We start from the raw sequence: 13642 nt of genomic DNA, 5'->3' as shown, positions 1-13642 counted from the left end.
CTGCCAACGCCATCGACCCCAATGGAACTGACACCCAGAGAAAAAGACAAGCTGCTGCTCTTCACCGCCGCGTTGCTGGCCGAACGGCGCCGCGCACGCGGGCTCAAGCTCAACTACCCGGAAGCAGTCGCACTGATCTCGGCCGCCGTCATGGAAGGTGCTCGCGACGGCAAGACCGTGGCGCAGCTGATGAGCGAAGGCCGCAGCATCCTGGCCCGCGACGACGTCATGGATGGCGTGCCCGAGATGCTGCCCGACATTCAGGTCGAGGCCACCTTCCCGGATGGCACCAAGCTCGTGACCGTCCACCAACCCATCGTGTGAGCGCCCGCCATCCGAGCCTTGGCGCAAGCCCTGTTTTGACTGTCTGTCCCAACTGCACGACACCATGACCCAACGCACTGCATCCCGCATCGCCGCCGCGCTGGCCGGCCTCACCGCTTCGTCCCTCGCCCTGGCGCATCCTGGCCATGGCCTGGATGGCGCGCACTGGCACGCCACCGATGCCGCCGTCTACATCGCGCTGGCGCTGGCCGTCGGCGCAGCCGTCTGGCTCGGCCGCAAGTAAGCCGGCGGCCCATGATTCCCGGCGAACTCATCCCCGAGGCGGGCGACCACACGCTCAACCGCGGCCGCCGCACCTTGACGATGGTGGTGCAAAACAGCTCGGACCGGCCCATACAGGTCGGCTCGCACTATCACTTTGCCGAGACCAACGGCGCGCTCGACTTCGACCGCGAGGCGGCACGCGGCATGCGGCTGAACATTGCCTCCGGCAGCGCGGTGCGCTTCGAACCCGGTCAGCAGCGCACGGTGGAACTGTGCGACTTCGGCGGCGCGCGCGTCGTGTACGGCTTTCGCGGCCTCGTCCAAGGAAAACTCTAGATGGCAACGATCGGACGGCGTGCCTACGCCGAAATCTTCGGCCCCACCGTGGGCGACCGTGTTCGCCTGGCCGACACCGGCCTGTTGGTCGAGGTCGAAGAGGACTACACCTTGCGCGCCGGCGGCTACGGCGAGGAAGTGAAGTTCGGCGGTGGAAAGACCATCCGCGACGGCATGGCCCAGGGGCAACGCGCTCGCTCGGAGGGCACGGCCGACACCGTCATGACCAACGCGCTGATCCTCGATCACTGGGGCATCGTGAAAGCCGACATCGGTCTGCGCGACGGTCGCATCGTGGCCATTGGCAAGGCAGGCAACCCGGACGTGCAGCCAGGCGTGGACATCGTCATCGGCCCGGGGACCGAGATCATCAGCTGCGAGGGCATGATCGTCACCGCTGGTGGCATCGACAGCCACATCCACTTCATCTGCCCGCAGCAGATCGAAGAGGCGCTGGCCTCAGGCATCACCACCATGCTCGGCGGCGGCACGGGGCCGGCCACCGGCACCTTCGCCACCACCTGCACGCCCGGCGCCTGGCACATCGAGCGCATGCTGCAATCGGCCGACGCATTTCCGATGAACCTGGGCTTTCTGGGCAAAGGCAACGCGAGCCTGCCGCAAGGCCTGCACGAGCAGATCGAAGCCGGCGTGATCGGCCTGAAACTGCACGAGGACTGGGGCACCACGCCGTCGGCCATCAGCAACTGCCTGGACGTGGCCGACGCCACCGACACGCAGGTGGCCATCCACTCCGACACGCTGAACGAATCGGGCTTCGTCGAGAACACCATCGCCGCCGTGGGCGGGCGCGCCATCTGCGCCTTCCACACCGAAGGCGCGGGTGGCGGCCATGCGCCGGACATCCTGCGCGTGGTGGGCGAGGCCAACTTCCTGCCCTCGTCCACCAACCCGACGATGCCCTACACCGTCAACACGCTGGACGAGCACGTGGACATGCTCATGGTGTGCCACCACCTTGACGCGGCCATTGCCGAGGACCTGGCCTTTGCCGAAAGCCGCATCCGCAAGGAGACCATCGCGGCGGAGGACATCCTCCACGACCTGGGCGCCATCAGCATGATGAGCAGCGACAGCCAGGCCATGGGCCGGGTGGGCGAAGTGATCATCCGCACCTGGCAGACGGCCCACAAGATGAAGGCGCAGCGCGGCACCCTGCCCGAGGACAGCGATCGCAACGACAACTTCCGCGCCAAGCGCTATGTGGCCAAGTACACGATCAACCCCGCCATCGCGCACGGCATCAGCCACGAGGTGGGCAGCGTGGAAGTGGGCAAGTGGGCCGACCTGGTGGTGTGGAAGCCGGCATTCTTCGGCGTGAAGCCCTTTGCCGTGATCAAGGGCGGTTCGATCGCGCTGGCTGCCATGGGCGATGCGAACGCGTCGATCCCCACGCCGCAGCCGGTGCACTACCGCCCGATGTTCGGCGCCTTCGGTGGCTCGCTCACCCGCAGTTCGCTCACCTTCGTGTCGCAGGCAGGGCTGGACGCCGGCATCGGCGAACGCTACGGGCTGGCCAAGACGCTCTCGGCCGTGCGCAACATCCGCGGCGTGCGCAAGGCGAACATGGTTCACAACGGCCTGACGCCGAAGATGGAGATCGATCCGCAGACCTACGCCGTGCGTGCCGACGGACAGTTGCTGACCTGCGAGCCGGCGACGGTGCTGCCGATGGCGCAGCGGTATTTCCTTTTCTAGCCGCGCTCGCCCGCCACGAGGCCGCGGCCGGGTTGGGCGCGCGGCCTTCTGCTTCAATTCGCTCATGCTCACCGCCAACAAACTCATGCCCCAAGGCCGCGGCCTTGCCTCCGTGCTCGTCAAGCGCGCAGCCACCATCGAACTCGATTGGGACGTTCGGCAGAAAAGCCGCTTCGACGCCACCGATTCGCAAGGCCGCAGCATCGGCGTTTTCCTGCCGCGCGGCACCGCCGTTCGTGGCGGCGACGTGCTGGTGGCCGAGGATGGCTCGCTCATCCGGGTGATCGCGGCGCCGCAGCCGGTCCTGCGCATCACGCACTGCACGTCTCACGGCACACCCTTCGACCTCACACGCGCCGCCTATCACCTGGGCAACCGGCACGTGCCGATCGAACTCAAGCCCGACCACCTCAAGATCGAGCCCGACCATGTGCTGGCCGACATGCTGCGCGCCATGCACCTGATCGTGGTCGAGGCGGAAGAAGCCTTCGAACCCGAAGGCGGCGCCTACGGCTCGCACGGGCACTCGCACGAATCGCACGGGCATGGCCATGGCCATGACCACGGACACGATCACGATCACGACCACGGGCATGGCCACGACCACGATCACGGCCACTCGCACTGATGCCTGAAGCCATCGGCGCATCGAGCCTGCTGCAACTCATCTGGCTCGCATCTCCTGCGTTGCCCGTGGGCGGGTTCTCGTATTCCGAGGGTCTAGAAGCCGCAGTCGAGATGGCAGGCGTCGACAACGAGAACGCGGCCGGCGCCTGGCTTTCCGATCAGCTGCAATTGAGCCTGGCGCGCGGCGACCTGGCCGTGGTGGCGCAGGCCATCGCCGCCTGGCGCGCGGACGATCGCTATCGCATCGGCCGACTCAACGCCTGGATCCTGCAGACTCGCGAGAGCGCCGAGTTCCTGCTGCAGACCGTGCAGATGGGCCACTCCTTCGTCGAATGGCTCAAGCTGCATCACGCGGATGCCGCCGAGATCTTTCGCGACCAGCCCGCCAGCTATCCGGTGGCCTTTGCATTCGCGGCCCAGCGCTGCAATGCTTCGGTCCGCGACGGCTGCCTGGCCTTCGCGTTTGGGTGGGCGGAGAACATGGTGGGCGCAGCGGTGAAGGCGGTGCCGCTCGGGCAGAGCGCCGGCCAGCGCATGCTCGGCCGCCTGTCCGGCGAGATTCCCCATGCCGTCGAGCGGGCCATGGCGCTGACCGATGACGACCGGCAAGCCTTCGCACCCATGCTTGCCGTGCTGTCGGCCCGGCACGAAACCCAGTATTCACGGCTCTTCAGAAGCTGACCACCGATCCAACGACCTTCTTCCTTCGCACCCGTATGAGCACCGCACTGCACCACGTTCCCAACCGCACCAAGAGACTGCCACCCCTGCGCGTGGGCATTGGCGGGCCGGTCGGCTCGGGCAAGACCACCTTGCTGGAGATGCTGTGCAAGCGCATGCGCGATACGTACGACCTGATCGCCATCACCAACGACATCTACACCAAGGAAGATCAGCGCCTGCTCACGGTGGCGGGCGCCCTGCCGGCCGAGCGCATCATGGGCGTGGAAACGGGCGGCTGTCCGCACACCGCGATCCGCGAGGACGCTTCGATCAACCTCGAAGCGATCGACCGCATGCTGGCGAGCTTTCCGAATGCCGACGTGGTGTTCGTCGAAAGCGGCGGCGACAACCTCGCGGCCACCTTCAGCCCCGAACTGTCCGACCTCACCATCTACGTGATCGACGTCGCCGCCGGCGAGAAGATCCCGCGCAAGGGCGGCCCCGGCATCACCAAGAGCGATCTGTTCGTCATCAACAAGACCGACCTGGCGCCACACGTGGGCGCCGACCTGTCGGTCATGGAAAGCGACACGCGGCGCATGCGCAAGACGCGCCCGTTCGTGATGACCAACCTCAAGACGCAGTCCGGACTGGATGAGGTGATCGAGTTCATCGAAGCGCGCGGCATGCTCAAGGCCTGACGCGCCGGCGGCTCGGCTGCCGCCTTACGCCGCGTCCCGCACGGGCCGCACCACCCGGCTCATCGCATTGCGCAGCGCGCCGGTGTGCCGTTCGAACAGCCAGTAGAACAGCACGCCGGCCCCCAGCAGCAACAGCAGCCACAGGCTGAACTGAGTGAGCGACGCGGCATCGAGCTGCATGCTCCGCTTGCCGTAGAACACGGCGCCGATCAGCGCCACGAGCGGAAAGTGCACCAGGTAGAGCGAATAGGAAAACGCCGACAGGCCCTGGCTCGCACGCACCCACAGTGCATCGCCACGCGCTGGCGGCCGCAGTTGGGTCAGCCCGATGCACAGCAAACAGAAGCCCAGGCCGACGGCCAGGTCGGGCGGAAACCCCCAAAGCCCATGCAAGTGGCCGCTCTTGCTGTAGAGCAGCGTCGCGACGAACAGCGCCAGCCCCGACAGGATCAGCAGGGCCTTGAGCAGGATCGGCTTTACCTTGCCAGCCGTGGCGTACACCACCAGGCCCAGCAGCCAGATCGGGAAGGCCGCTGCCATCTGGGGCGGCAGCCAGGCCAGGATGAGCAGGGCCACTGCGCCTGCCGCCAGCCGGTGCCAGGGCCGGGACGCGCCACGGGGAACCACCACTCCCAAGGCCACGACGCACAGCGGAAAAAGCACGTAGTACCAGAACTCGTTGGCCAGGCTCCACAGCGGCCCGTTGGTGCCGAACACGGGGGTTTCGATCGTCTGCAGGAACAGCAGGTTGCCGCCCAGCGTGGCCATCGACGCCGAATACGTGCTGGCCGAGTAGGGGCCCGAGTTCCAGATGGGCCAGTATTCCCCGGTCAGCACCTCGGGCGCGACATGTCGGATGACCGCATCGACGATGGCCGTGAAAGCCAATGCCGGCACCAGGACCACCCACAGTCGCGACAAGCGCGCCAGGGCGTAGTCGCCGGGGCGGAATGCCTTGCTGTTGCGCAGGATCGAGCCGCCCACAAAGAACCCGCTCAGCACGAAGAAGACCATCACCGCTTGGTGGCCCAACCCGGTCAGGGCGTAGAACAGCGTGCTCCAGAACCCCGTGGCACTCGCCTGCGCGTAGTCGACGAACATGGCCGCGCGCAGATGGCTGGCGCACACCGCCACCGCACTGATCCCCCGAACCAGATCGAGCCAGACGAAATTGTGTTGCTGATGGCTGCTCATTGAACCTTGACAAAACCGACGCCGCTGCGGTCGATCGTTGAACGACAAGGCTCATTGTGACAGACGGTTACTACTAAAGCATTCCGCCAGAGGGTCTAGTACGCAGGTGCAAGGGCGCGGAAATGCGGCAGCGTGTCGCACTAGTTTTTCGGCAACATGTGGGGGTTGTAGACCACCTCCCAGAGGTGCCCGTCTGGGTCCATGAAGTAGCCGCCGTAACCACCGTAGAACGTGTCTGCCGGCGCCTTGACCAAGGTTGCGCCCGCCTTGGTCGCTTGCTGCAGCACGGAATCCACCTCGCTCCTTGACAGCACGTTGTGCCCGAGGGTGAATTCGAGGGGGCGGCCTCCCGCCTGCTGCGCGATGCCCGTATCGGCAGCCATGCTTGCACGTGGCCATACGGCGAGCTTGAGGCCATCTTGCAGGTCGAAGAATGCGACCGCGCCGTTCTCAAACTCCTGCCCCACTATGCCGGTGGTGGGCAGCCCGAGGCCGTCGCGATAGAAGGCGACCGCCCGTTCCAGATCCTCCACTCCGAGGGTGATGAGCGTGACTCTTGGTTCCATGGCGTCTACTCCGAAACGTGAGGTTGTGGATGCCAACCTTACTCGGGCGCTTTGCCAACCATGCGAGGAGCCCGCAGGAAGTCGAAGTCCACGCCTTGGTCGGCTTGGGTAACGTGCAGGACGATGATGCCGAACGCCGTGCCGCTCATGCGGCCATCCGAGACGCGCACGATGTCCTTGACCCCTGCGCGAGCAAGCTTGATAGATCGGCTTGTCGATAGGCCGCACAACGTCCTGCGCGAAGCCGGCGCCCGCTCGTTCGATTTCTTCGCCGAGCGTGCGCCCAGTGACAGTCAGGGCGTTCAGGCGCAGCAAGGGCTTGAGCTCACGCAGCAGCGTCGCCATGCCGCCTGCCTTGTGGAAGTCTTCCATGTAGTGTTGCCCCGATGGTTTGAGATCCACCAGAACAGGCGTGCCGCGCTTTACCGCCTCGATGAGCTGAGGCATGTTGCCGTGGCAGGGGTTGTAGCTGCTGCCCGTGTTGGTGATGCCGATGACCGGGCGATCCAGGGCGTCATCGGTATAGCCGGCGCCCTTGATGAACGCCTTGCGCAGAAACAGCGAGAACTCCTGGTCACCGTAGTTCGTGAGGCCTTTCCTCAGGCCCTGAGGTGCATGGGTCATGGCACGCACAGGCATTGTTCTCGCGCCCCCGAGCGGACATCTGAACGCAGACCAGGCCGTCTTCGCCACACCTGCGACCAAACCTCACAAAGGCAGGGCCGTCGTCCGCTTGATGCTCTCGAGCACGAAGCTGGTCTTGCAGTCCTGCACGCTGGGGTGCCTGAGCAAGGTGTCCATGACGAAGCGGGAGTAGTGGGCCATGTCGGCCACGCGCACGCAAAGCAGATAGTCCATCTCGCCGGTCAGCGAACTGCATTCGACCACTTCGGGCCAGCCCTGCACCGACGCGCGGAAAGCATCCATCGGGTTGCGCTTGTGGGTCTCGGCGTACTTTTCCAGCCGCACGTTGATGTAGGCGGTCAACGTCAGGCCGACGTGCTCCGGCTGCACCAACGCAACGTAGCCGGAAATGACGCCGCCCTCTTCCAGCCGCTTGACGCGCCGAAGCGTTGCCGACGGCGACAGCCCGACCTTGTCGGCGATCTGGTCGTAGGTGGCTCGACCGTCGGCCTGCAGCACTTCGAGGACGCGCAGGTCGATCTTGTCGAGTTGAACTGGTGCGCTCATGCAAACGATTTTGCATGAATCGTGCGCGGCACCCGCCCCGCTAAGTTATTTCATCCGTGTCATATAGTGTCAACTGTCAATTGGATGCCGTCACGACACGGCGCCAAAGCAAGCCGAGTTTGCCGGGGTGCTCCAGGCTGAAGACCTTCTTGGCCCTGTCCGGGATGTGCCAGACCGCCCGCGTCCCAGCGTGGAAAGTGGCGGAATGCCCTGGCCGCAGCGTGAACGACTTCCCCAGGTAGTCGACTCGGACCTCGCCCTCGAGCAAATGGACGGTTTCGTCGAGGCTGAATTGCCATTCGAAGGTGGTCGGCCCCTCGCATTGCCACAGACCCACGATGTGGCGCTCATTGGAAGAGCGAGCGATTTCGACCACCTTGAATCTCGGGTTGCCCGAGCGGATCCATTCCGGAGGAATTTCCAGGGCGGTCATGCCCTGGTGGATCGAGATCGCGGAAGGCGGCGCCGAATTGGCGACGAACAGCCAAACGTCCAAGCAGGCCACGCCGATGCCCACCGCCGCCGCCAGTGCGACGGCCTTCAGATATTTAGAACCTTTTTTCAAGGTTTCCTCCCTCGCCCAGTGAAATCCGCTGCGGGTTCGTGTCTCTCTAACGTGGTGCCCGCCCGCGCCGAAGACGCCACAGATCAAATTCTGTCATGAGCATGACGATTAACCGCTTGCCTGACCTTCTTTTTGCAGGAACTGTGCGTCTGGCAGACAAAAAACAACCGCGAATGCAGTAACGATGCGCGCTGAATTCGTAGGATCGACAGGTATCCAACCCCGATCACCCAACACCCCTTGATGGAGACCCGCATGGCCGATCTGTTTGACAACCCCATGGGCCTGCAAGGCTTCGAATTCGTCGAGTTCGCTGCCCCAGTGGCCAACACGCTGGAGCCGTTGTTCGAGAAGCTCGGCTTCACGCTGGTGGCCAAGCACCGCTCCAAGGACGTTGTGCTTTACCGTCAGGGCGACATCAACTTCATCGTCAACCGCGAGCCCAAGAGCCCGGCCTACTACTTCGCCGCCGAGCACGGCCCCGCGGCCTGCGGCCTGGCCTTCCGCGTGAAGGACTCGCACAAGGCCTATGCCCGCGCGCTCGAACTGGGCGCCCAGCCCATGGACATGTCGACCGGCCCCATGGAACTGCGCCTGCCGGCGATCAAGGGCATCGGCGGCGCCCCGCTTTACCTCATCGACCGTCATGAAGACGGCAAGTCCATCTACGACATCGACTTCGAATGGGTCGAAGGCGTCGACCGCCGCCCTGCGGGCCACGGCTTCAGCGTGGTGGACCACCTGACGCACAACGTGTACCGCGGTCGCATGGCGCACTGGGCGGCCTTCTACGAGCGGCTGTTCAACTTCAAGGAAATTCGCTACTTCGACATCCAGGGCGAATACACCGGCTTGACCTCCAAGGCCATGACCGCACCCGATGGCCTGATCCGCATCCCCCTCAACGAAGAAGCCAAGCAGGGCGGCGGCCAGATCGAGGAATTCCTGATGCAGTTCAGCGGCGAAGGCATCCAGCACATCGCCCTGCTCTGCGACGACCTGCCCAGCGCCATCGACAAGCTGCAGATGGCCGGCGTCCCGCTTTTGACAGCGCCCAACGACATCTACTACGAGAACCTCGACAAGCGCCTGCCCGGCCATGGCCAGCCGGTGAGCGAACTGCAGGCGCGCGGCATCCTGCTCGACGGCACCACCGAAGGCGGCCAGCCGCGTCTGCTGCTGCAGATTTTTTCCGAGCCGCTGCTGGGCCCCGTGTTCTTCGAGTTCATCGAGCGCAAGGGCAACTACCGCGAAGGCTTCGGCGAAGGCAACTTCAAGGCGCTGTTCGAATCGCTGGAGCGCGACCAGATCAATCGCGGCGTGCTGACGGCGGCCTGAGCCCCCTCCACACCGACAACCCAGGAGCAACGCCATGATCGAATCCGTCGAACGCGAAGCGAAGGAACTGCATGGCCTGGCCGCGGGCTCCGCGCCCGAGCGAGCCGACTGGACGATCGATCAGGGCTGGGACAACTACAGCCCGGCCGAGCACGCAGTGTGGAAGGTGCTGTTCGAGCGCCAGTCCAAGCTCTTGCCCGGCCGCGCGTGCGATGAGTTCGTCCAGGGCATGAAGAACCTGCCCATCGGCCCAGAGCAGATTCCGGACTTCCGCCGCCTTTCGGAGGTGCTCATGCAGCGCACCGGCTGGCAGGTGGTGGCCGTGCCGGGGCTGGTGCCCGACGAAGTGTTCTTCGAACACCTGGCCAATCGGCGCTTTCCTGCGGGACAGTTCATCCGCAAGCCCCACGAGCTCGACTACCTGGAAGAGCCCGATGTCTTTCATGACGTGTTCGGCCACGTGCCGATGCTCATGAACCCGGTGATCGCCGACTACATCCAGGCCTACGGGCGCGGCGGCCTGCGGGCGCAAAAGCTGGGTGTGCTCGACAAACTGGCGCGCGTCTACTGGTACACGGTGGAGTTCGGGCTGGTGCAGCAGGCCGACGGCGTTCGCATCTATGGCGCTGGCATCGCCTCGTCGTTGACCGAAAGCATCTTCTCGCTGGAAGACCCGTCGCCCAACCGCATCGCCTTCGACCTCGAGCGCGTCATGCGCACCCGCTATCGCATCGACGACTTTCAAGAAAGCTACTTCGTCATCGACGGGCTCGACCAGTTGCTGGAACTGGCGCACATCGATTTTGGGCCGTTCTACGACCGCATCGATGGCCAGGTCGAGCATGAGCCCGGCACCGTGCTGCCCACCGACCGCGTGATCTCGCGCGGCACCGGGCAGTACCATCGCGAGCGCCGCAACACCGCCAAGGCCAGCATCTGACATGAGCAACATCGACCACGACATGCAAGACGCCGTCGTCCTCATCACCGGCGCTGCCGGAAACCTGGGCCGCGCGGTGGCCGAAGTGTTTGGCGAGCACGGCGCTCGCCTCGCGCTGGTCGACCTACATGCCGACCGGCTTGGCGCCGCTTTCGGCGAATCGGACGAGCGGCACCTGTCGATCGCCGCCAACCTGCTCGATGCCGCGGACGCGCAAGCTGCGGCGCAGACCGCCATCGACCGCTTCGGCCGCATCGACGTGCTGTGCAACCTGGCGGGCGGCTTCGGCATGGGCACACCGGTGCACGGCACCGACGCCGCGACCTGGAACCATCTTTACGACCTCAACGTGCGCACCGTGCAACACATGGCTCAGGCCGTGGTGCCGCAGATGCTGCGGCAAGGCAGCGGCAAGGTCGTGAACATCGGGGCTTTCTCGGCGCAGCGCGGGCTGGCGAACATGGGCGCCTACATTGCGGCCAAGAGTGCGGTGATCCGCCTGACCGAGTCGATGGCCGCCGAATTGCGCACGCAGGGCATCAACGTCAACTGCGTCCTGCCCACCATCATCGACACGCCCGAGAACCGCGGCGACATGCCCGACGCCGATCCGGCGAACTGGGTGGCACCGCGCGACCTGGCGCGGGTGATCGCTTTCCTGGCCTCCGACGCCGCGCGCGCAGTGCACGGCGCGGCCTTGCCGGTGACTGGGCTGAGCTGATTCAGCGACGCTGGCCGCCGCGCGGCCCACTGGCCCCGCCCGATCCCGCATTGGGATCGACCCACCCATACTGCACGTAGCGCCGGATCACCATGCATCCGGGCGGTGAGTCGATCAGCGACACCGTAGACGCCGGGAAGCAGTGCAACGATGCTGATCGACAAGAGCGCTTTCATGGGCGTGCCACCACTTCTTCGATGGCCGAGGTGTAGAAGCGCACGTTGTCTTCGTTGGTCGGATCGAGCTGTGCCAGGAATGCCTGGGCACTTGCGCGATACCGGGCAAGCTGCGGGTCGTGCTCGTCGAATGCACGAAGCAATGCGGCGCCAGCTTCCTCGCAGTCGAAGCCTTCGTAGCGGTAACCGCAATCGCCCAGCAGATGCGAGTTGTGCACCAACGGAAACCCACCGTAAAGCGCCTCGTAGTACAGATAGTTCTGCGCGTTCTCCCACTGGTGCGCCACCACCGCATCCACCTGGGCCGGCAGCATCTCGTACACCGGAAAGCGCCCTTCGAAGGTGGCGAGCCCGTGGCGCACCAGGTCCAGGCTCTGCGCAAAGCCGACGAAGGCTGGCTTGTCCTTCATTTCCAGCGTGTTGAAGACCCACAGGTGCTCGATCATGCGCGCGCGTGCTCGATGCGCCACCTCGCAGGCCAGCATGGGCGTGAAGCTCGTCTTGACCATGCAGATGTTCGGCTCGAAGATCCCCACTCGCCACTTGGTGCGCCCGCTCTGATAGGCAAATTCGCCCACGCAGCCCGCCCGCTGACGGGCCTGCTCCAGAACCACAGGGCTCCACAGGTGCGGCACCAGCCGGACCGGCGCGCGGAAGGCCGCGTTGAAATAGGGCACGCACACCTGTTCGTATTCAGCCAGCGTCCAGATCTCGTCGTAGGGCGCTGCGGTGATCACCAGGCCGTGCGGCTTATTGAAGATCATGCGTTCGGCATCGATCGCGTAGTCGTTTCCCACGCGCATGGAGATCACACGCCCGCCGCGTTCGCGGAACTGCACCACCCATTCGCGCGCAAGCTGAGCGCTCATCTCGATCATCACATCCAGCCGTTCCAAGGCTGCGGGCATGTCGATCAGGGGCACCGGCGAATCGGCAAGAAACCTGCGCGCATCCTCCGGCCTGGCGTCGCTCCCGCCGGCCACCAGCACCACCTCTTCGACACACGGCGACTCCAGAAGCAGCAGCACCAGGAACAGGCAGTTCTGGAAGATGCCGTTCTCCCACAGGCTTTGATCGCCCTTGCGAACGTAGATGGACACACCGACCTTCAGCCTGCGGTTCGGGCCGAGCCTGGATGCGCCGCTCACGAGGCTGACTCCGCCTTGCGCGATGCGCTGCCCGTCGACCTGGCGTCGTTGGCGCAGAACGCTTCGTCGCCATCGACCAGCTCCAGCAGCAGACGGGCACAGGCATCGACGTTCGCTGGCGCCAAGGGATCGAGCCCGGCGATGAAGCGACGGGCATTGGCCCGGTAGTCGTCCAGTTGCGCGTCGTGCACCTGCAAGGCATGCAGCAGTTGGGCGCCGGCGGCGGCAATGTCGAAGTCAGGGTAGTAGTACCCCAGTTCGCGCAGCCAGGGGCTGTTGTGCACCAGGGGGTAGCCGCCATGCAAGGCGTCGAGGTAGCTGTAGTTCTGCGCGTTCTGCCACTGGTGCGCAACCACCGCGTCGGCGTGCTGCACCATGAAGCCGGCGAAATCGTGGCGGCCGTGGAACTTCGCCTTGTGCTGGCGAACCAGGTCGAGCGAGTTGGCCAGGTAGAGCAATGTCGGGTGCTCCTTCATGTGCAGTGCATTGAGCACCTGCATCGACTCGATGCCGTCCGGCCGCTGCCGATAGGCGACATCGCAAGCCAGCAGCGGCACCAGACAGTTCTTCACCACCGAAATGTTGGGCTCGAAGATGGCCACGCGCCACTTCCCTCTTGCTGGCTGGTAGCCGAAACGGAATCCGGCGCGCTCGGTCTCCTGCGCGCGTGCATCGAGAAACATCGGCGACCACAGGTACGGCGCGACCGACACGGGCACCCGGTGCAGTGTGCGCATCATGGGCGCAAAGACCTCGTCCTTGGGAAGCACCCAGACGCGGTCGCAACGTTGTGGCTTGAGGAACACGGCCTTGTCGGTGAACAGGATCGGCTCGGCCAGGGCGACATGCGGCTGGCCCACGCAAAGGAATGCCGACTTTCCCCCGCAGGCCCGGAAATGCGCCAGCCATTCGGCAGGCAGCGCGCCCGCAAGTTCGATCACGACGTCGATCGCGTCGATCGCCTCGCCCGGGCGGATCAGCCGAAGCTCCAGCGCCTGGAGATCGACTTGCGGCGGCATCGCGCCCTGGTCTCCGACATCGACCAGAAATACCGCTTCGACGAAAGGCACCTGCTGTAGCGCGCGGGCCAGGAAGACGACGTTCTGGCCCATGCCGTTTTCCCAGATGTTCTGACCCGCATGGGAGATGACCGAGATGCCGACACGCATCGCGTGAGTGTCACCCAGAAAAGCCGCGTTCGTGCCAGG

16 protein-coding genes are annotated in these 13642 nt (G+C 65.0%); 10 read left to right on the top strand and 6 right to left on the bottom strand.

The annotated features are described in order from the left end of the window. Positions 1–21 precede the first annotated feature (21 nt). The 7 genes from QTH91_RS02865 to ureG all read left to right on the top strand — a co-directional run bounded on the left by QTH91_RS02865 (position 22) and on the right by ureG (position 4595). Complete coding sequence (locus QTH91_RS02865) at positions 22–324, top strand: urease subunit gamma (RefSeq protein WP_286658523.1); 303 nt, start codon at positions 22–24, stop codon at positions 322–324. Positions 325–388: 64 nt separating this feature from the next. Then, entirely contained in the window at positions 389–568 is a 180-nt protein-coding gene (locus QTH91_RS02860; RefSeq protein WP_286658522.1) for a hypothetical protein, read from the top strand. Between the two features lie 11 nt (positions 569–579). Continuing rightward, a complete protein-coding gene (locus tag QTH91_RS02855) occupies positions 580–885 on the top strand; it encodes an urease subunit beta (protein WP_286658521.1) in 306 nt (101 codons plus the stop codon). After that, complete coding sequence (gene ureC / locus QTH91_RS02850) at positions 886–2604, top strand: urease subunit alpha (protein WP_286658520.1); 1719 nt, start codon at positions 886–888, stop codon at positions 2602–2604. 64 nt (positions 2605–2668) lie between these two features. Next, the gene (ureE, locus tag QTH91_RS02845) at positions 2669–3232 is read left to right on the top strand and encodes an urease accessory protein UreE (protein WP_286658519.1); all 564 of its coding nucleotides are present in this window, start codon (positions 2669–2671) and stop codon (positions 3230–3232) included. Next, positions 3232–3912 carry an urease accessory protein UreF gene (locus QTH91_RS02840; protein WP_286658518.1) on the top strand — a complete coding sequence of 227 codons (681 nt, stop codon included), beginning with the start codon at positions 3232–3234 and terminating at the stop codon, positions 3910–3912. The genes ureE and QTH91_RS02840 overlap by 1 nt, the downstream gene beginning before the upstream one ends. 35 nt (positions 3913–3947) lie before the next feature. Further along, complete coding sequence (gene ureG / locus QTH91_RS02835; protein WP_286658517.1) at positions 3948–4595, top strand: urease accessory protein UreG; 648 nt, start codon at positions 3948–3950, stop codon at positions 4593–4595. Between the two features lie 24 nt (positions 4596–4619). Here the strand turns inward: ureG and QTH91_RS02830 are convergent, their stop codons facing one another. The 4 genes from QTH91_RS02830 to QTH91_RS02810 all read right to left on the bottom strand — a co-directional run bounded on the left by QTH91_RS02830 (position 4620) and on the right by QTH91_RS02810 (position 8111). Continuing rightward, on the bottom strand, positions 4620–5789 hold the full coding sequence (locus QTH91_RS02830; protein ID WP_286658516.1) for an acyltransferase family protein: 1170 nt from the start codon (positions 5787–5789) through the stop codon (positions 4620–4622). Positions 5790–5929: 140 nt separating this feature from the next. After that, on the bottom strand, positions 5930–6979 hold the full coding sequence (locus QTH91_RS23140; protein ID WP_438273540.1) for a VOC family protein: 1050 nt from the start codon (positions 6977–6979) through the stop codon (positions 5930–5932). Positions 6980–7063: 84 nt separating this feature from the next. Then, positions 7064–7546, bottom strand: coding sequence for an Lrp/AsnC family transcriptional regulator (locus QTH91_RS02815; protein WP_286658514.1), 483 nt, complete (start codon positions 7544–7546; stop codon positions 7064–7066). A 76-nt stretch (positions 7547–7622) separates the two neighbouring features. Next, positions 7623–8111, bottom strand: a complete 489-nt coding sequence (locus QTH91_RS02810) for a cupin domain-containing protein (protein WP_286658513.1) — start codon at positions 8109–8111, stop codon at positions 7623–7625. Positions 8112–8366: 255 nt separating this feature from the next. Between QTH91_RS02810 and hppD the strand changes: the two genes are divergently transcribed. From hppD to QTH91_RS02795, 3 genes are read left to right on the top strand one after another with little or no spacing between them, the layout of a single operon-like run. After that, positions 8367–9449, top strand: coding sequence for a 4-hydroxyphenylpyruvate dioxygenase (gene hppD, locus QTH91_RS02805; protein ID WP_286658512.1), 1083 nt, complete (start codon positions 8367–8369; stop codon positions 9447–9449). 34 nt (positions 9450–9483) lie between these two features. Beyond that, positions 9484–10389: a phenylalanine 4-monooxygenase gene (phhA, locus tag QTH91_RS02800; protein ID WP_286658511.1), complete on the top strand. Its 906-nt coding sequence runs from the start codon at positions 9484–9486 to the stop codon at positions 10387–10389. Position 10390: 1 nt separating this feature from the next. Next, complete coding sequence (locus tag QTH91_RS02795; protein WP_286658510.1) at positions 10391–11110, top strand: SDR family NAD(P)-dependent oxidoreductase; 720 nt, start codon at positions 10391–10393, stop codon at positions 11108–11110. A 172-nt stretch (positions 11111–11282) separates the two neighbouring features. Here QTH91_RS02795 and QTH91_RS02790 read toward each other — a convergent pair whose 3' ends face one another. Beyond that, entirely contained in the window at positions 11283–12434 is a 1152-nt protein-coding gene (locus QTH91_RS02790) for a DUF2827 domain-containing protein (protein WP_286658509.1), read from the bottom strand. Beyond that, the gene (locus QTH91_RS02785) at positions 12431–13603 is read right to left on the bottom strand and encodes a DUF2827 domain-containing protein (RefSeq protein WP_286658508.1); all 1173 of its coding nucleotides are present in this window, start codon (positions 13601–13603) and stop codon (positions 12431–12433) included. Before QTH91_RS02785 ends, QTH91_RS02790 begins: the two co-directional genes overlap by 4 nt. Positions 13604–13642: the final 39 nt, after the last annotated feature.

It is taken from the genome of Variovorax dokdonensis (assembly GCF_030316895.1).
Classification (GTDB): Bacteria; Pseudomonadota; Gammaproteobacteria; order Burkholderiales; family Burkholderiaceae_C; genus Variovorax; species Variovorax dokdonensis.
This window is presented reverse-complemented; position numbering and strand designations above follow the sequence as displayed.

Excerpts from the sequence above, each read along its gene's own strand:
- QTH91_RS02865 (WP_286658523.1), top strand. The coding sequence starts at position 22 with ATGGAACTGACACCCAGAGAAAAAGACAAGCTGCTGCTCTTCACCGCC.
- QTH91_RS02860 (WP_286658522.1), top strand. The coding sequence starts at position 389 with ATGACCCAACGCACTGCATCCCGCATCGCCGCCGCGCTGGCCGGCCTC.
- QTH91_RS02855 (WP_286658521.1), top strand. The coding sequence starts at position 580 with ATGATTCCCGGCGAACTCATCCCCGAGGCGGGCGACCACACGCTCAAC.
- ureC (WP_286658520.1), top strand. The coding sequence starts at position 886 with ATGGCAACGATCGGACGGCGTGCCTACGCCGAAATCTTCGGCCCCACC.
- ureE (WP_286658519.1), top strand. The coding sequence starts at position 2,669 with ATGCTCACCGCCAACAAACTCATGCCCCAAGGCCGCGGCCTTGCCTCC.
- QTH91_RS02840 (WP_286658518.1), top strand. The coding sequence starts at position 3,232 with ATGCCTGAAGCCATCGGCGCATCGAGCCTGCTGCAACTCATCTGGCTC.
- ureG (WP_286658517.1), top strand. The coding sequence starts at position 3,948 with ATGAGCACCGCACTGCACCACGTTCCCAACCGCACCAAGAGACTGCCA.
- QTH91_RS02830 (WP_286658516.1), bottom strand. The coding sequence starts at position 5,789 with ATGAGCAGCCATCAGCAACACAATTTCGTCTGGCTCGATCTGGTTCGG.
- QTH91_RS23140 (WP_438273540.1), bottom strand. The coding sequence starts at position 6,979 with ATGACCCATGCACCTCAGGGCCTGAGGAAAGGCCTCACGAACTACGGT.
- QTH91_RS02815 (WP_286658514.1), bottom strand. The coding sequence starts at position 7,546 with ATGAGCGCACCAGTTCAACTCGACAAGATCGACCTGCGCGTCCTCGAA.
- hppD (WP_286658512.1), top strand. The coding sequence starts at position 8,367 with ATGGCCGATCTGTTTGACAACCCCATGGGCCTGCAAGGCTTCGAATTC.
- phhA (WP_286658511.1), top strand. The coding sequence starts at position 9,484 with ATGATCGAATCCGTCGAACGCGAAGCGAAGGAACTGCATGGCCTGGCC.
- QTH91_RS02795 (WP_286658510.1), top strand. The coding sequence starts at position 10,391 with ATGAGCAACATCGACCACGACATGCAAGACGCCGTCGTCCTCATCACC.
- QTH91_RS02785 (WP_286658508.1), bottom strand. The coding sequence starts at position 13,603 with ATGCGTGTCGGCATCTCGGTCATCTCCCATGCGGGTCAGAACATCTGG.